This is a genomic window from Bacillus sp. FSL E2-8868 (assembly GCF_038005505.1).
Taxonomy (GTDB): domain Bacteria; phylum Bacillota; class Bacilli; order Bacillales; family Bacillaceae_G; genus Bacillus_A; species Bacillus_A mycoides.
In genome coordinates, this window is sequence record NZ_JBBOTI010000003.1 from 591,990 (window position 1) to 609,104 (window position 17,115).

Annotated in this window: 21 protein-coding genes and 1 rRNA gene; 21 read left to right on the forward strand and 1 reads right to left on the reverse strand. The window is 35.5% G+C overall.

Annotation, left to right across the window (positions count from 1 at the left end):
• Nucleotides 1–22: 22 nt before the first annotated feature.
• The 10 genes from rrf to rsmI all read left to right on the forward strand — a co-directional run bounded on the left by rrf (nt 23) and on the right by rsmI (nt 6,845).
• Nucleotides 23–138, forward strand: a 5S ribosomal RNA gene (rrf, locus tag NSS74_RS24065).
• 199 nt (nt 139–337) lie between these two features.
• Nucleotides 338–517 carry a sigma factor G inhibitor Gin gene (locus tag NSS74_RS24070; RefSeq protein ID WP_002130199.1) on the forward strand — a complete coding sequence of 60 codons (180 nt, stop codon included), beginning with the start codon at nt 338–340 and terminating at the stop codon, nt 515–517.
• A gap of 79 nt (nt 518–596) precedes the next feature.
• Nucleotides 597–2,018, forward strand: coding sequence for an aminotransferase class I/II-fold pyridoxal phosphate-dependent enzyme (locus NSS74_RS24075; RefSeq protein WP_340814434.1), 1,422 nt, complete (start codon nt 597–599; stop codon nt 2,016–2,018).
• Between the two features lies 1 nt (nt 2,019).
• The gene (gene tmk, locus NSS74_RS24080) at nt 2,020–2,646 is read left to right on the forward strand and encodes a dTMP kinase (RefSeq protein WP_002009634.1); all 627 of its coding nucleotides are present in this window, start codon (nt 2,020–2,022) and stop codon (nt 2,644–2,646) included.
• A gap of 35 nt (nt 2,647–2,681) precedes the next feature.
• Nucleotides 2,682–3,665, forward strand: a complete 984-nt coding sequence (gene holB, locus NSS74_RS24085) for a DNA polymerase III subunit delta' (RefSeq protein WP_159147370.1) — start codon at nt 2,682–2,684, stop codon at nt 3,663–3,665.
• 5 nt (nt 3,666–3,670) lie between these two features.
• Nucleotides 3,671–4,498 (forward strand): PSP1 domain-containing protein, encoded by an 828-nt coding sequence (locus NSS74_RS24090; protein WP_002009637.1) that lies wholly within the window; start codon nt 3,671–3,673, stop codon nt 4,496–4,498.
• Nucleotides 4,499–4,512: 14 nt separating this feature from the next.
• Complete coding sequence (gene yabA / locus NSS74_RS24095; RefSeq protein WP_002009639.1) at nt 4,513–4,863, forward strand: DNA replication initiation control protein YabA; 351 nt, start codon at nt 4,513–4,515, stop codon at nt 4,861–4,863.
• Between the two features lie 120 nt (nt 4,864–4,983).
• Nucleotides 4,984–5,724 carry a tRNA1(Val) (adenine(37)-N6)-methyltransferase gene (locus NSS74_RS24100; RefSeq protein ID WP_002029328.1) on the forward strand — a complete coding sequence of 247 codons (741 nt, stop codon included), beginning with the start codon at nt 4,984–4,986 and terminating at the stop codon, nt 5,722–5,724.
• Complete coding sequence (locus tag NSS74_RS24105; protein WP_002130207.1) at nt 5,711–6,001, forward strand: GIY-YIG nuclease family protein; 291 nt, start codon at nt 5,711–5,713, stop codon at nt 5,999–6,001. Before NSS74_RS24100 ends, NSS74_RS24105 begins: the two co-directional genes overlap by 14 nt.
• Complete coding sequence (gene rsmI / locus NSS74_RS24110) at nt 5,970–6,845, forward strand: 16S rRNA (cytidine(1402)-2'-O)-methyltransferase (protein ID WP_340814436.1); 876 nt, start codon at nt 5,970–5,972, stop codon at nt 6,843–6,845. The genes NSS74_RS24105 and rsmI overlap by 32 nt, the downstream gene beginning before the upstream one ends.
• Before the next feature lie 20 nt (nt 6,846–6,865).
• Here rsmI and NSS74_RS24115 read toward each other — a convergent pair whose 3' ends face one another.
• Entirely contained in the window at nt 6,866–7,150 is a 285-nt protein-coding gene (locus NSS74_RS24115; RefSeq protein ID WP_000843037.1) for an AbrB/MazE/SpoVT family DNA-binding domain-containing protein, read from the reverse strand.
• A 521-nt stretch (nt 7,151–7,671) separates the two neighbouring features.
• On the opposite strand from NSS74_RS24115, the gene metG reads away from it, so the two are divergent.
• The 11 genes from metG to spoVG all read left to right on the forward strand — a co-directional run bounded on the left by metG (nt 7,672) and on the right by spoVG (nt 16,940).
• Nucleotides 7,672–9,654, forward strand: a complete 1,983-nt coding sequence (metG, locus tag NSS74_RS24120) for a methionine--tRNA ligase (protein WP_061689480.1) — start codon at nt 7,672–7,674, stop codon at nt 9,652–9,654.
• A gap of 165 nt (nt 9,655–9,819) precedes the next feature.
• Complete coding sequence (locus tag NSS74_RS24125; protein WP_002009645.1) at nt 9,820–10,587, forward strand: TatD family hydrolase; 768 nt, start codon at nt 9,820–9,822, stop codon at nt 10,585–10,587.
• Between the two features lie 260 nt (nt 10,588–10,847).
• Nucleotides 10,848–11,405 carry a ribonuclease M5 gene (rnmV, locus tag NSS74_RS24130; RefSeq protein WP_002029323.1) on the forward strand — a complete coding sequence of 186 codons (558 nt, stop codon included), beginning with the start codon at nt 10,848–10,850 and terminating at the stop codon, nt 11,403–11,405.
• Nucleotides 11,402–12,280: a 16S rRNA (adenine(1518)-N(6)/adenine(1519)-N(6))-dimethyltransferase RsmA gene (rsmA, locus tag NSS74_RS24135; protein ID WP_002091590.1), complete on the forward strand. Its 879-nt coding sequence runs from the start codon at nt 11,402–11,404 to the stop codon at nt 12,278–12,280. The genes rnmV and rsmA overlap by 4 nt, the downstream gene beginning before the upstream one ends.
• 110 nt (nt 12,281–12,390) lie before the next feature.
• Complete coding sequence (yabG, locus tag NSS74_RS24140; protein ID WP_002009651.1) at nt 12,391–13,254, forward strand: sporulation peptidase YabG; 864 nt, start codon at nt 12,391–12,393, stop codon at nt 13,252–13,254.
• Nucleotides 13,255–13,492: 238 nt separating this feature from the next.
• The gene (gene veg, locus NSS74_RS24145; protein WP_002009653.1) at nt 13,493–13,756 is read left to right on the forward strand and encodes a biofilm formation stimulator Veg; all 264 of its coding nucleotides are present in this window, start codon (nt 13,493–13,495) and stop codon (nt 13,754–13,756) included.
• Between the two features lie 91 nt (nt 13,757–13,847).
• Nucleotides 13,848–14,027 (forward strand): acid-soluble spore protein SspF, encoded by a 180-nt coding sequence (gene sspF / locus NSS74_RS24150; RefSeq protein ID WP_002094215.1) that lies wholly within the window; start codon nt 13,848–13,850, stop codon nt 14,025–14,027.
• A gap of 196 nt (nt 14,028–14,223) precedes the next feature.
• Nucleotides 14,224–15,093, forward strand: coding sequence for a 4-(cytidine 5'-diphospho)-2-C-methyl-D-erythritol kinase (ispE, locus tag NSS74_RS24155; RefSeq protein WP_149190073.1), 870 nt, complete (start codon nt 14,224–14,226; stop codon nt 15,091–15,093).
• Nucleotides 15,094–15,147: 54 nt separating this feature from the next.
• A complete protein-coding gene (gene purR / locus NSS74_RS24160; protein ID WP_002091587.1) occupies nt 15,148–15,996 on the forward strand; it encodes a pur operon repressor in 849 nt (282 codons plus the stop codon).
• Between the two features lie 123 nt (nt 15,997–16,119).
• A complete protein-coding gene (locus NSS74_RS24165; protein ID WP_000869819.1) occupies nt 16,120–16,494 on the forward strand; it encodes a RidA family protein in 375 nt (124 codons plus the stop codon).
• A 152-nt stretch (nt 16,495–16,646) separates the two neighbouring features.
• On the forward strand, nt 16,647–16,940 hold the full coding sequence (gene spoVG, locus NSS74_RS24170) for a septation regulator SpoVG (protein WP_000454042.1): 294 nt from the start codon (nt 16,647–16,649) through the stop codon (nt 16,938–16,940).
• The last annotated feature ends 175 nt before the right edge of the window (nt 16,941–17,115 follow it).

Here is a 17,115-nt window from a genome sequence, read left to right on the forward strand (position 1 = left end):
TGAAGGAATATACCTTCATCAGTTTGGTAATGATGGCAGAGAGGTCACACCCGTTCCCATACCGAACACGGAAGTTAAGCTCTCTAGCGCCGATGGTAGTTGGGACCTTGTCCCTGTGAGAGTAGGACGTCGCCAAGCAAGATAAAAACACAAGTCTTTTGACTTGTGTTTTTTTGTTTTTAAACAGTACATGAAAGAAGTAAAGGGAATACATAAGTAATACAAACACGTTGCCCAAGAATAAATCATATTATATAAAAAATTGATGTATATTTTCCGGAAATTTGTTAAGGAATAGAGGTATATAATATGTTTATTTAAAAAGGGAGGAAAGATTATGAAATTACCAAGTGAAATTTGCATCGTTTGTGAGACAAAAAGAGGGGAAGGAATATATGTATATAATAATTTAATATGTTACGAGTGCGAAAGAAATCTGGTGAATACTGAGACAACTGACCCGAAGTATATACATTATTTAAAACAACTGCGAAAATTAGAAGTATCATATTTTTAAATAGGCATTATGCCTATTATTTTTTTTGCCCTAATATCTGTATAATAGATACAGAATGAATAATAAGGAAGAGATATATATGAATCAAAATCGTATGCCTTTATATGAGGCGCTAATGGAATTTAAAGAAAGGCGACTATTATCTTTTCATGTTCCAGGTCATAAGAATGGTTTAAACTTCCCTCAGAAAGCTTCAGGGGGGTTTAAGGACATATTATCAATTGATGTAACAGAGTTAACAGGATTAGATGATTTACATAGCCCGTTTGAATGTATAGATGAAGCACAGCAATTATTAGCTGAAGTATATGGCGTGCACAAAAGTTATTTTTTAATTAATGGTTCAACAGTTGGAAATTTAGCAATGATTTTGTCTTGCTGCGGCGAACATGATATTGTCCTCGTACAAAGAAATTGTCATAAATCGATCATTAATGGTTTGAAATTAGCAGGGGCGAATCCGGTCTTTTTAAATCCATGGATTGATGAAGTACATAACGTACCAGTAGGTGTTCGTGATGAAGTTATTAAGGAGGCAATTACAAAGTATCCAAATGCAAAAGCACTTATTTTAACACATCCTAATTACTATGGTATGGGTATTGATTTAGAGGCAAGTATCGCTTACGCACATGCACATAAAATTCCTGTTCTAGTAGATGAAGCCCATGGGGCGCATTTTTGTATAGGGGACCCCTTCCCGAAGTCAGCATTAGTTTATGGTGCGGATATTGTGGTTCATTCCGCACATAAAACATTACCTGCGATGACAATGGGATCTTATTTACATATAAATAGCCGTTTGGTGAGCGAAGAAAAAGTTTCCTCCTATTTAAGTATGCTACAATCTAGTAGCCCATCGTATCCAATTATGGCTTCTCTTGATATAGCACGTTTTGCAATAGCAGTTATAAAGGAAGAGGGTCATGATGAAATCGTTGAGTTTTTACGCCGATTTAAAGAAGGATTGCGATCTATCCCACAAATAGCCATTTTGCAATATCCATCGCAAGATGAATTAAAAGTTACGGTGCAAACTCGCTGTCAGTTATCGGGGTATGAATTACAGTCTGTATTTGAAAAAGTCGGTATATATACGGAAATGGCAGATCCATATAACGTCCTATTTATATTACCGTTACAAGTAAATGAGGGGTATATGAAAGCTATAGAGATCATTCGATTAGCTATGCAGCAATATAAGGTAAAAGACAAGATAGCATCAATTCGTTATACTTATAAAGGGGAGATTTCCCCTTTACCGTATACGTATAAACAATTAGAGAGATACGAAACGAAGTTAGTATCTATAGAAGAAGCCGTTGGTATGATAGCTGCAGAAATGGTGATTCCGTATCCACCTGGAATTCCATTGATCATGTATGGAGAGAGAATTACTCAAGAACATACAAAGCAAATTACTCATTTAGAGAAAACAGGGGCTCGTTTTCAAGGTAGTACGAAATATATGAACGTGTATGATATAGAAAGTAGGTTTTAGGATGAAGGGATTATTTGTAACAATTGAAGGGCCAGAAGGTTCGGGTAAAACAACATTAATTAAAAGTTTATTACCATATTTTGAGCAAAAGGAACAAAAGGTAATGGCGACTAGAGAACCGGGTGGTATTGCAATTTCTGAAGATATTAGAACAATTTTACATAAACAAGAGTATACGATGATGGAAGCACGTACAGAGGCGCTCTTATATGCTGCTGCACGTAGACAACATTTAGTGGAAAAAGTTATGCCAGCACTTGAGGAAAACTATCTTGTACTATGTGATCGTTTTATAGATAGCTCTTTAGCATATCAAGGATATGCAAGAGGCTTAGGTATGGATAAAGTATTTGAAATTAATCGTTTCGCAACGGAAGATTGTATGCCTAGTTTAACAATCTATTTAGATATTGAGCCAGAGGTAGGTTTAGCACGAATTGGAAAAGATGCAGGACGTGAAGTAAATCGACTAGATATGGAAGATATCTCTTTCCATAAACGTGTGCGTGAAGGGTATTTACAAGTTGTAGAGCGTTTCTCTAATCGCATTGTATTAGTAAATGCTGATCAACCAATGAAAAAACTTATAGAAGAAGTTGTTCAGATTATAGAAGATAAATTGTTATAATAGAAGGAAAGAATGAAATAAGTGAGGTATGCAGTATGATAAATACGTGGGAGCAGCTTTCTGCTATACAGCCCATCGGTGTCAAAATGTTGATGAATAGCATTGCAAAAGAGCGTATATCCCACGCTTACTTGTTAGAGGGAGGGAAAGGGACTGGGAAGTTCGCCACAGCAATTCAAATGGCAAAAAGTTTTCTCTGTTCACAAAGAAATGGTGTAGAGCCTTGTCATGTATGTACGAATTGTCGCCGAATTGATTCAGGTAACTACCCAAACTTACATATTGTAAAACCCGATGGATTATCTATTAAAAAACAGCAAATTCATGATTTACAAGAAGAGTTTTCAAAAACAGGATTAGAAGCAAATAAAAAAGTATATATTATTGAGCATGCAGATCGTATGACAGCAAATGCAGCGAATACGCTCTTAAAGTTTTTAGAAGAACCAAGTAGTGATACAACAGCTATTTTACTTACTGAACAAAGTCATCAGATTTTAAATACAATCTTATCGCGTTGTCAAGTTGTTACGTTTAGGCCGTTGCCTACAGAATCTTTAATTAAGAGGTTAGAGGAAGAAGGTATTACAGTTTCTTTATCTACACTTGCTGCGCAGCTTACAAATAGTTTTGAAGAAGCTTTATTAATGTGTAATGATGAATGGTTTGCACAAGCGAGAGCTTTAGTGATAAAATTATGTGAAGCGCTCGAAAAAGATAAGGCCTCTATTTTTTTTGTACAAGAAAAATGGGGGAAGCACTTTGGAGAGAAAGAACAATTACAGCAAGGCTTAGATATGTTACTCCTTATTTATAAGGATTTATTATATGTTCAACTTGGAGAAGAAGATCGTCTTGTTTTTCATGAGCAGAAAGAGATGTTTGAATGCTTTTCTTATGCTCAGAAGCGCATTGTATCAGCTCTCTTTAATATATTAGAGGCAAAAAATAGAATCAACGCTAATGTAAATGCGCAGCTTGTGTTCGAACAGTTAGTGTTGCGGTTGCAGGAGGGATGACCGTTTTGTATGATGTAGTAGGTGTTCGCTTTAAGAAGGCCGGAAAGGTATATTACTTTGATCCAAATCAGTTCGATATCTCAGAAAATGAGTTTGTAATTGTAGAAACGGTAAGAGGTATTGAGTACGGAAAAGTAGTTATTACCAAAAAGCAAGTTGATGAAAATGACGTTGTATTACCGCTAAAAAAAGTTATTCGTATTGCAAATGAAAATGATCGTACCATTGTTGAAGAGAATAGGCATGCTGCGAAAGAAGCATATCAAGTTTGTCAACAAAAGGTAGGAGAACATAATCTTGATATGAAGCTTGTAGATGTAGAGTATACGTTCGATCGTAATAAGATTATTTTTTACTTTACTGCGGATGGTCGGATTGATTTCCGGGAACTAGTGAAAGACTTAGCGGCAATTTTTAGGACAAGAATTGAGCTGAGACAGATCGGCGTTCGTGACGAAGCAAAAATGCTTGGTGGTATTGGTCCATGTGGTCGTATGCTTTGTTGTTCTACTTTTTTAGGAGATTTTGAACCTGTATCCATTAAAATGGCAAAGGATCAAAATTTATCATTAAATCCTGCAAAAATCTCTGGTTTATGTGGTCGCTTAATGTGTTGCTTAAAATATGAGAATGATGAATATGAGGCAGCAAAGGAACAACTTCCTGATTTAGATCAACGTATACAAACACCGCACGGTACTGGCCGTGTTATCGGATTAAATATTTTAGAAAGATTAATTCAAGTGGAACTAGTAGACAAGGAACGGATAGTAGAATATACGTTAGATGAATTAATGAATAAAGGGGTCGTTTCGAGTCAAACCACAGATTAATGAGGTGGGTGCTTGTGGAGAAAAAGGATATTTTTGCATCGGTTTCTAGTATGGAAGAGCAAATTGGACATTTATACAAACAGTTGGGAGAATTAAAACAACATCTTGCAGAATTATTGGAAGAAAACCAACATATAAAAATGGAAAATGAAAATTTGCGACATCGTTTTGAAGAAGTGCAGAACAAGGAAAAACAAAAAACTCAAAAACGCAAAGAAATGAAGGCGAAGACAGATATTGGTGAAGGCTACGATAATCTAGCGAGACTATATCAAGAAGGTTTTCATATTTGCAATCTACATTATGGAAGTGTACGTAAAGAGGGAGATTGTTTATTCTGTCTGTCATTTTTAAATAAAAAGTGAGATTACCTTTCCAATATAATTGGAAAGGTAATTTTTTATACATGAGAGTAGAATGAAATTTATTTTTACATTAATAGAAGATGAAATAGGGTAGGTTAAGTGTAAGAAAGGGAGCAATATATGAATTTATATGAAGATGAGCGTTTAGATTACTTATTAGCGCAAGATATGAAGATTGTACAAAGTCCATCAGTATTTAATTTTTCTTTGGATGCTGTTTTACTTGCAGATTTTGCTTGGGTGCCAATTCAAAAAGGTAATTTACTTGATTTGTGTACAGGTAACGCAGTTATCCCTCTTTTATTAAGTACAAGGACAAAAGGGAAAATTACAGGTGTAGAAATTCAAGAGCGCTTATATGATATGGGAATAAGAAGCGTTCAATACAATAATTTAGCAGAAAGAATTCATTTAATCCATGGAGATTTGAAAGATATGCCGGAGAAACTTGGACGTCATCAATATGATGTTGTAACATGTAATCCTCCTTATTTTCAAACACCACAAACTTCTGAGAAGAATATGAATGAACATTTAGCGATAGCTCGTCATGAAATTATGTGCACACTAGAAGATGTTGTATACGCAAGTAGTCAGCTAGTGAAACAGGGTGGGAAAGTAGCATTTGTACATCGTCCAGGTCGTTTGCTCGACATCGTCACATTAATGCGTAAATACAAAATTGAACCGAAACGTGTGCGATTTGTTTATCCTAAGGCTGGTAAAGAAGCGAATACATTGTTAATTGAAGGAATTAAGGATGGAAATGCAGATTTAAAAATCTTACCACCTCTTTTTGTATATGAAGAAAATAATGAATATACAAAGGAGCTTCGTTCAATTTTATATGGAGAAGAATAAGCATTGTTTTTATGTGGTGGAGTGTTCTGATGGAAGTTATTATGCTGGATACACGAATCATATAGAAAAACGGATTCAGACCCATAATAGTGGAAAAGGTGCTAGATATACACGCGCTAGACTTCCAGTTGTTTTAAAATATGTAGAGGATCACGAGGATAAACGAACGGCTATGCAAGCTGAGTATCACTTTAAGCAGTTAACGAGGAAAAAAAAAGAAGAATATATGCAAAAAGGAGAACGCTATGTGGCAGCAAAAAAGCTTTCAGCAAAATGAAAAGGGAGTTTTATATTTAGTACCGACTCCAATCGGAAATTTAGAGGATATGACATTTCGTGCAATCCGAATTTTAAAAGAGGCAGAAATTATTGCAGCGGAAGATACAAGGCAAACGAAGAAACTTTGTAATTACTTTGAAATTGAAACACCAGTTATGAGTTATCATGAGCATAATAAAGGAGTAAGTGGACGGAAAATTTTAGATAAGTTAGAAGAAGGTAAGACTGTAGCCATTGTGAGCGATGCTGGTATGCCATGTATTTCAGATCCTGGTTATGATATCGTTGTAGAGGCTGTAGCAGAACAATATCATGTTATCCCGCTTCCTGGGGCAAATGCAGCCCTTACAGCATTGATTGCATCAGGACTTGAGACAAAACATTTTTATTTCTATGGTTTCCTGCAAAGAAATAAAAAGGGACGTAAGCTTGAATTAGAAAAACTACGCTATATTCCAACTACAATGATGTTTTATGAGGCGCCACATCGTTTAGATGATACTTTAATCTCTATGCAAGAAGTATTAGGAAATAGGGAAATCGTATTATGTCGTGAGCTAACGAAAAAATTTGAAGAGTTTATTCGTGGAACAATTGAAGAAGCGATTGAGTGGACGAAGCAAAATGAAGTTCGTGGTGAGTTTTGTATTTTAGTAGCAGGTTCAATAGAAGAACCTACTCCAGAAGAACAATGGTGGGAAGCTATTTCAGTATATAATCATATTGAACATTATATAAATGAAAAAGGTATGAATTCAAAAGAAGCGATAAAAACAGTCGCTAAAGATCGAGATTTGTCGAAACGAGACGTATATCAAATCTATCATGTGGATAAAAAATAAGCTTCTCATAATTGAGAAGCTTATTTTGCTGTTTCGATATAATCTTGAAGTTCGTTTAAGACTTGTTCAGCGCCTTCTTTACTTAAGATAATTTTACCTTCAGCTAAAGATAGGTTACCATCAGATACTTCACCAGTTACTTGGCAAGTCATGTTTGGTTTATATTTCTTTAAGATGATTTTTTCATCATCAACGTAGATTTCAAGAGCATCCTTTTCTGCAATACCTAAAGTACGGCGTAATTCGATTGGAATTACTACACGACCTAATTCATCAACTTTACGAACGATACCAGTAGATTTCATAATTCTTTTCCTCCTAAATAAATAGTTTATAAGTTTCGAGTCTATTTTTTTGATTCGTCATTTTTCGACAAAATACCCTATGGACATATGATACCAATCATTTACATTTCCGTCAATTATTAAATTCTATATTTTTAAAAAAGATTTATAGATTTTTATACTTCTTATATATGATAGAATGTAAGTCATTTCTACAATTGTTTTGTATTATTTTTTGTAATGTTTATACTTTTCGGGAAATATATTGTATATTTTTTTTGAATATGAGTAATAGATGATAAAGATATCGAGCATTAACTCGTTTTTATCCCGCTATTTGCGAGCAGTAAGACTCCCACTTTAAAATTTAGCCGGAGCAAAGAAGTTAAGTGGGAGTCGGGCTGCTCGTAAAAGCCCGATTGGTGTGGGCTAATAATCCATGGGGGATGAACCCTCCCCACGGATTAAAGTTTCACTTTATATATGAGTTTTTGATATACTGTTTATAAATACATATGAGGTTATTCGGGAGGTCCAAAACGATGAAAGAGGAAAATAAGTCCTTTTATATTACTACCCCAATTTATTATCCAAGTGGAAAGTTACACATTGGACATGCTTATACGACAGTAGCAGGAGATGCGATGGCACGATATAAGCGTATGCAAGGATACAATGTTCATTATTTAACAGGAACTGATGAGCATGGACAGAAGATCCAAAAGAAAGCAGAAGAACTAAATGTTACACCACAGGCATATGTGGATAACATTGTATCAGGGATTAAAGAACTTTGGGAGAAGATGGATATCTCTTATGATGATTTTATTCGTACAACTGAAGATCGTCATAAAGATGTTGTTGAGAAAATCTTCAAGCAGCTAGTAGATCAAGGCGATATTTATCTTGATGAATATGAAGGTTGGTATTCTGTACAAGATGAAACATTCTATACAGCGCATCAATTAGTAGATCCAATTATGGAAGGTGACAAAGTAGTTGGCGGAAAAAGCCCAGATAGTGGTCACGCTGTAGAACTTGTTCGCGAAGAGTCTTATTTCTTTAGAATGGGTAAATATGTAGACCGACTATTAAAGTTCTATGAAGATAACCCTCATTTCATTCAGCCGGAGTCCCGTAAAAATGAAATGATTAATAACTTCATTAAACCAGGATTAGAAGATTTAGCTGTTTCTCGTACTTCATTTGACTGGGGAGTTCGTGTTCCAGGTAACCCAAAACACGTTATTTACGTATGGGTAGATGCGTTGTCTAATTACATTACTGCATTAGGATATGGAACAGAAAATGAAGAGAAGTATAAAAAATTCTGGCCAGCAGATGTCCATTTAGTTGGGAAAGAAATCGTTCGTTTCCACACAATTTATTGGCCAATTATTTTAATGGCTTTAGATTTACCACTTCCGAAGAAAGTCTTTGCTCATGGCTGGATTTTAATGAAGGATGGGAAAATGAGTAAGTCAAAAGGAAACGTAGTAGATCCAGTTACACTAATTGATCGTTACGGATTAGATGCATTGCGTTACTACTTACTTCGCGAAGTTCCATTTGGATCTGATGGAGTATTCACACCAGAAGGATTTGTTGAACGAATCAACTTTGATTTAGCGAATGATTTAGGTAACTTATTAAATCGTACAGTAGCTATGATTGATAAATACTTTAACGGGGAAATCCCTGCATTTAAAGAAAATGTAACTGAGTTCGATGAAACTTTAGTGACATTTGCCAAAGATACATTGAAAAAAGTAGAAGAGGCAATGGAGAATATGGAATTCTCTGTAGCGCTAAGTTCCATTTGGCAATTAGTTAGCCGTACGAACAAATATATTGATGAAACGCAGCCGTGGGTATTAGCGAAGGATGAGAATGATGGCGAAAAACTTGCGTCTGTAATGGCCCACTTAGCTGAGGTACTTCGTCAAACAGGTATTATGCTTATGCCATTCCTAACAGTAGCACCAAGTAAGATGTTTGCTCAACTTGGACTTACTGAAGAGGCGCATAAATCTTGGGAAAGCCTATCTACAATTGGATGTATTCCAGCTGGAACAAAAGTAGAAAAAGGAAACCCAATCTTCCCTCGTTTGGAAATGGAAGTAGAAGTGGGGTATATTAAAGAACAAATGCAAGGTTCTGCTCCTAAAGTAGAAGAGAAAAAAGCAGAAGAACCAAAGGCAGAAGAAATTACAATTGATGATTTCTTTAAAGTAGAATTACGAGTAGCTGAAGTAATATCCGCTGAACCTGTGAAAAAAGCAGATAAGTTGTTAAAAATTCAGCTTGATTTAGGTACAGAGAAGCGCCAAGTGGTTTCTGGGATTGCTAAATTCTATTCCCCAGAAGAACTAAAAGGTAAAAAGGTTATTTGTGTAACGAATTTAAAACCTGTAAAATTACGTGGTGAATTATCACAAGGTATGATTTTAGCAGGTGAAGAGAATGGCGTATTGTCATTAGCATCAATTGACCAGAATTTACCAAATGGTACAAAAATCAAGTAATTGAGGCAAGAAAAGAGATGTTTCACGTGTAACATTGGTGAAGCGTCTTTTTTCTTTTTACATTCCGTTTTTTGCATTAAAATTGAAGTATTGTTATCGTTAAGTTAGAAAGAGTGTAGTTTTTCTATGAGAGAATTGATTTCAATATAAAAGGAGTTATTTATTATGTTGTTTGATACACATTCACATTTAAATGCAGAGCAATTTGAAGAAGATTTACAAGAAGTTATCGCGAGAATGAAAGAAGCGGGAGTTACATATACAGTTGTTGTTGGATTTGATGAAGTAACGATAAAGAAAGCAATTGAATTAGCAGAGGCTTATGATTTTATTTACGCTGCAGTTGGATGGCATCCTGTTGATGCAATCGATATGAAAGAAGAACATTTAGCTTGGTTAGAAGAATTAGCGGCTCATCCTAAAGTAGTTGCAATTGGGGAAATGGGATTAGATTATCACTGGGATAAGTCTCCAAAAGAAATACAGAAGGAAGTATTCCGTAAACAAATTGCATTAGCGAAAAAGGTGAAATTACCGATTATTATACATAACCGCGATGCAACTCAAGATATTGTTGATATCCTAGAGGAAGAGAATGCAGCTGAAGTAGGGGGCATTATGCATTGCTTTAGCGGTAGTGTAGAAGTAGCGCAGCGATGTGTCGATATGAACTTTTTAATTTCATTAGGTGGTCCAGTAACATTTAAAAATGCCAAGAAACCGAAAGAAGTTGCTATGGAGATTCCGTTAGAAAAATTATTGATAGAGACAGATTGCCCGTATTTAACACCACACCCATTTCGAGGGAAACGAAATGAACCTAGTTATGTAAAACTGGTAGCAGAAGAAATTGCGAATTTAAAAGGAATTTCTTATGACGAAGTAGCACAAGTAACAACAAAGAATGCCAAATCCTTATTTGGTGTTGAATAAAAAAGAATGGGGAGGCCCATTCTTTTTTTATTTTTTGAGAAGAGAGATAGTAGAAGTGATAAGAACCAACTATGTACTCATAACATAAGTGTAGAAATATTGCGGATAAATTAAGATGGAGATAGAAGTGTTACAATAAGGATAGTGAACAAAGATTTTTCTCTTCTACTTTTTAAAATGTACGATTGGGAAAATAATAATGGAAAAGTCGTCATTTTTTTGTTTTACTAAGTAGAGATGAAAAGAGTGTGGAGGCAAGCATGAAAATTAAAGAGATTATCGTTGTAGAAGGTAAAGATGATACAGTTGCGATTAAACGTGCTGTTGATGCGGATACAATCGAAACGAACGGTTCAGCAATCGGTGATCACGTTATTGAGCAAGTTAAATTAGCGCAGCAAAAACGAGGCGTTATTATTTTCACAGATCCGGATTATCCTGGAGAGCGTATTCGAAAAATTATTTCTGACAAGGTTCCTGGATGTAAGCATGCTTTTTTAACGAAGGAAGAAGCACTTGCTAAAAGGAAAAAAGGTGTTGGAATCGAACATGCTTCTAATGAGTCGATTCGCCGTGCTTTAGAGAATATACATGAAGAAATGGAAGCTTACACAAGTGAAATTAGTTGGAGTGATCTAGTCGATGCGGGCTTAGTGGGCGGAGAAATGGCAAAGAGTCGCAGAGAAAGAGTGGGTAAGCTATTAAAGATTGGTTATACAAACGCAAAACAGTTACATAAACGTTTACAAATGTTTCAGGTTTCAAAGGAATCATTTGCAGAAGCTTATAAGCAAGTAATACAGGAGGAAAAAAAATGAAGGATATCGCAACACCAAATCGTACGAAAGACATTGTTGAAAAGTATGGATTTTCATTCAAAAAAAGTTTAGGACAAAATTTTTTAATTGATACGAATGTATTAAATCGTATCGTTGATCACGCAGAAATCGGTTCAGAAAGTGGCGCAATTGAAATTGGACCAGGTATCGGTGCGTTAACAGAGCAATTGGCAAAGCGTGCTAAAAAAGTAGTGGCTTTTGAAATTGATCAGAGATTATTACCAATTTTAGACGAGACGTTAGCTCCATATAGCAACGTTACAGTTATAAATAAAGATGTACTAAAAGCAGATGTACATGAAGTGTTTAGTGAGCAATTTGAAGAAGGACAAGATGTAATGGTAGTAGCTAACTTACCATACTATATTACAACGCCAATTTTATTTAAATTGCTTGAAGAAAAATTACCGGTTCGTGGATTTGTTGTTATGATGCAAAAAGAAGTTGGGGATCGTTTAGCTGCTAAACCAGGAACGAAAGAGTATGGTTCTTTATCAATTGCCATTCAGTATTATACAGAGGTAGAAACAGTTATGACTGTACCGCGTACAGTGTTTGTGCCACAACCAAATGTTGATTCTGCGATTATCCGTCTTCTAAAGCGTCCTAAACCAGTTGTAGAAGTGACAGATGAAACTTTCTTCTTTGAAGTAGTACGAGCGAGTTTCGCACAGCGTCGTAAAACTTTAATGAATAATTTATCAAATAATTTAAATGGTTTCCCGAAAGATAAAGAGCTGTTGGATCGAATTTTGACAGAAGTAGGAATTGATCCGAAGCGAAGAGGCGAAACGCTATCTATCGAAGAGTTTGCAACATTAAGTAATGCATTAATTCTTCATAAATTGTCATAAGAATATGAAAGGGACAGTTCAACTTGAGCTGTCCCTTTTGTCACCTTTCCTTTCCTAAATTCATACTTTAAAAACAGGTAAGATGGCCTAACGAGTTTGGAGGTAGGAGAATGGATTTACATGTTGGAGAATTAGTTGAACGATATTCTCATAATAGGGATATTCTTTTTCGTATTATAGAAATAAAAGGCGATATGGCAATATTATTTGGAGAGGAAATTAGACTTGTGGCGGATGCACCACTTGCAGATTTAGTTAGTATAGATCAACGAGAACATAAAAATAGAGTGAAGCGTGAAAAAGAAACGATGGAGCGTACTTACCGGTTGTTTCAGCAAGATTACGTGTTGATGAAACAAAGACATGAACATAATTCAACTGGTGGATATACAAGTGAAGTGAATTATTTTCAAATGCCAGGACGTGTATTGCATATAGATGGAGATCCTTTATATTTGCGCAAGTGCTTAGATTTATATAATAAAATAGGCGTTCCTGTTCAAGGTATTCATTGTAAGGAAACGGAGATGCATGAAAAGGTTGTAGACTTAATAGATCATTTTCGCCCAGACATTTTAGTTATTACAGGACATGATGCATATACAAAGTCAAAAGGAGTTATGGGAGATTTAGCAGCATATAGACATTCTAGACATTTTGTACAGGCCGTTCGAGAAGTGCGGAAAAAGTATCCATCGTTAGATCAACTCGTTATTTTTGCTGGGGCTTGTCAATCACACTTTGAGGCGTTGATTCGGGCAGGTGCTAATTTTGCTAGTTCACCGTCTAGAATTAATATTCATGCTCTAGATCCTGTATATGTAGTTGGCAAAATTAGTTTCACTTCATTTATGGAAAGAGTAAATGTATGGGACGTTGTGCGTAATACAATTACTGGCGAAAAGGGACTAGGCGGAATTGAAACAAGAGGGATTTTACGAACAGGATTGCCCTTTCAACATTATGACGAATGAGCAAGGTACATACGTATCTTGCTTTTTTATGTGGAAATGATTTAAATGAGTCTGGATAAAAAGCGGCAAGAACGTGCAGACTATACAATGATACTTTTAGAATATAGTATTTCTTCTATCTATTTGAACGCATGATGCTTTTATAATGATATTGTCTGTGAATTGCGGTTAATAATTGGGATAGATATATCGTGTTTTAAGTGTTCAATCTAAATTACAGCGAGGTGTAGCAAAGTATATGTCAAAACGTTTAGATGAAATTAAAAGCGAATTAGATCACCATCTTGGACAGCGACTTATGTTAAAGGCAAATAGTGGGAGAAGAAAAACTGTGGAGCAATCAGGTGTACTTGCAGAAACGTATCGTTCTGTGTTTGTTGTACAATTAGACCAGCAAGAAGATGCATTGCAACGTGTATCTTATAGTTATGCAGATGTTTTAACAGAGACAGTAGAGCTAACATTTTACGATGAATCTCAAAATGAAGTATTTTATAATTAATGTATTTTTTGTTACATATATTCCCATAAATGAAAAGCTATATTATTTTGCATACTAATTATACCGTAGCAAAATAAGGGGGGACTCTGCATTGAGTAGACGAAGAGGAGTCATGTCAAATCAATTTAAAGAAGAGCTTGCAAAAGAGCTTGGATTTTATGATGTTGTTCAGAAAGAAGGATGGGGCGGAATTCGTGCGAAAGATGCTGGTAATATGGTGAAACGTGCTATAGAAATTGCAGAACAGCAATTAATGAAACGAAACCAGTAGTTGTAAGATACTTTCTATGCTACGGTAGCCGAGGAGAGATTCCTCGGCTTTTTGCACGCTAAAAGGTGCCATCATTTGACATAAGTAGTTTCATTCTGAATGCTTTTCGATATAATTAGGGAAGTGTCATCGTCTTACTATAAATTTATGGTAAAATAAACGATAAAAGATTGAGTACATAGAGTGGGTGAATAGATTGAAGCTACTAGTGAAAGCACCAGCAAAGATTAATCTGTCGTTAGATGTACTGGGAAAAAGACAAGATGGATATCATGAAGTGAAAATGATTATGACAACAATCGACTTGGCAGATCGTTTAGAGCTAACGGAATTAGCAGAAGACTGTATTGAAATTTTGTCCCATAATCGGTATGTCCCAGACGACCAACGCAATTTAGCTTATCAAGCAGCGAAATTATTAAAAGTGAAGTTTAATGTAAAAAAAGGTGTGTCTATTACTATTGAAAAAACGATTCCAGTAGCCGCTGGATTAGCAGGTGGAAGTAGTGATGCAGCAGCGACATTACGTGGCCTTAATAAGTTATGGAATTTAGGGCTAACAATCGATGAATTAGCAAAGCTTGGCGCAGAAATTGGATCAGATGTATCGTTCTGTGTATATGGTGGAACTGCTATTGCCACTGGAAGAGGAGAAGAAATTGAACATATAAAGACTCCGCCTTCTTGTTGGGTTGTTTTAGCAAAGCCCCACATTGGTGTATCTACTGCTGACGTGTACGGAAATTTAAAATTAAATCGTGTTACTCATCCAAATGTAGATAAAATGGTTGAAGTCATTAACCATGGCGATTATAAAGGAATTTGTGATACTGTTGGTAACGTTTTAGAAGATGTGACGTTTGCGATGCATCCCGAGGTTGCACGTATTAAATCACAGATGAAACGCTTTGGGGCAGATGCCGTATTAATGAGTGGAAGTGGCCCAACTGTATTTGGTCTTGTACACCATGATTCGCGAATGCACCGCATATATAACGGGTTAAAAGGATTTTGCGAGCAAGTATATGCAGTGCGTTTATTAGGAGAGCGAGAAACGCTTGAATAAAGACGTATAATACGTTATGATTTGTTTAGAATATTCGTGATTTGAGGTGAGAGTATGAAAATTAGACGAAGTACAAGATTGGTCGATCTGACGTATTACTTGTTACAAAATCCTCGTCAGCTAGTTTCTCTCACTTTTTTTGCTGAAAGGTATCAATCGGCTAAATCTTCCATTAGTGAAGATTTAGTTATTATTAAGCAAACGTTTGAACAACAAGGTGTCGGCACATTGCAAACGGTACCAGGAGCAGCAGGAGGAGTGAAATATATTCCTTATATAAGTGAAGAAGAGGCAAATCTGATTATTAACGAGCTTTGTAGCTTATTTGAAAACCCAGACCGTATTTTGCCTGGCGGTTACTTATATATGACGGATCTTTTAAGTAATCCTCGCCAGATTAATGGCGCAGGTCGTTTATTTGCTTCTGTTTTTGCTAGGCAACCAATTGATGCGGTTATGACGGTAGCGACAAAAGGAATTCCGCTTGCTTATGCAGTAGCGAACTACTTAGATGTACCGGTAGTAATTGCGAGAAAAGATAATAAGGTAACAGAAGGACCCACTGTTAGTATTAACTATGTATCAGGTTCCTCTAAGCGAATCCAAACGATGACTTTAGCAAAGCGTAGCCTTCCAGAAGGGTCCAATGTTTTAATTATTGATGACTTTATGAAAGCTGGCGGAACCATTCAAGGTATGATGAGCATGCTAGAAGAGTTTAAAGCTAATGTTGTTGGGATTGGCGTATTAGTAGAGTCTACGGATATTGAAGAAAGACTTATTAATAACTTTGTATCATTAATTCGTCTGTCAGAAGTTGATGTGAAAGAAAAAGCGATTCAAGTGGAAAAGGGGAATTATGCACTTGCACCATTTGATAAAGGGCTTGTAGAGGCTGAGTAAAAAGGTAAAGCAGATAGCTTTACCTTTTTTTATTCCTATTTATAAATTACAAAATAGATGGACAAACTGCCTTTGGTACACTATTTTTAAAGAGTAAAAATAAATAATAAAAGGGTGAAAAGTATGAAAGTTGTTCAAACAAGCAAAGCACCACAGGCAATCGGACCATATTCACAAGGGATTATTGTAAATAACATGTTCTATAGTTCAGGACAAATTCCGTTAACGGCAAGTGGAGAACTTGTAACAGGAGATGTAACAGTACAAACAGAGCAAGTATTTGAAAATTTACAAGCGGTATTAGCAGAAGCAGGTGCTTCATTTGATACAGTGGTAAAAACAACAGTATTCTTGAAGGATATGGATGATTTTAATGCTGTTAATGAAGTATACGGTTCTTATTTCTCTACTCATAAACCAGCGCGTTCTTGTGTACAAGTAGCAAAATTACCGAAAGATGTTTCTGTTGAAATCGAAGTAATTGCCCTAGTTAAGTAACTCTTTGTAAGCGATAACCTCTACTAATCCTTATATTCAACTACAATAAAAATTTTTATCTTAAAAATTTTTAAAAAATTAAAGGAAAAATAGAAATTTTGTGGAATTTATACAAATATATCGCTTATTTAGAAAAGGGTGGTGAACACAAGATGGAAGTGACTGACGTAAGATTACGCCGCGTAAACACAGAAGGCCGCATGAGAGCAATTGCCTCTATTACTCTAGACCATGAATTTGTTGTTCATGATATTCGTGTAATTGATGGTAATAATGGATTATTTGTAGCAATGCCAAGTAAACGTACTCCGGATGGAGAATTCCGTGACATTGCACATCCAATTAATTCTAATACACGCTCTAAAATTCAAGATGCGGTTTTAACAGAGTATCATCGTTTAGGCGAGTTAGAAGAGGTTGAGTTTGAAGAAGCAGGCGCTTCGTAAAATTCGAATGAAAAGGGCTTTTGAAAGAAAGTCTTATAATTTTGTAGCAAACTCCTGTAAGCATTTACAGGAGTTTGTTTTTTTTTTGAATAATACACGTTTCTAATTATAAAAATTCATATTTTGAAAAAATAAAGATGAAAAACTTCTAATTTTTTCAAAATCATTTAAAATA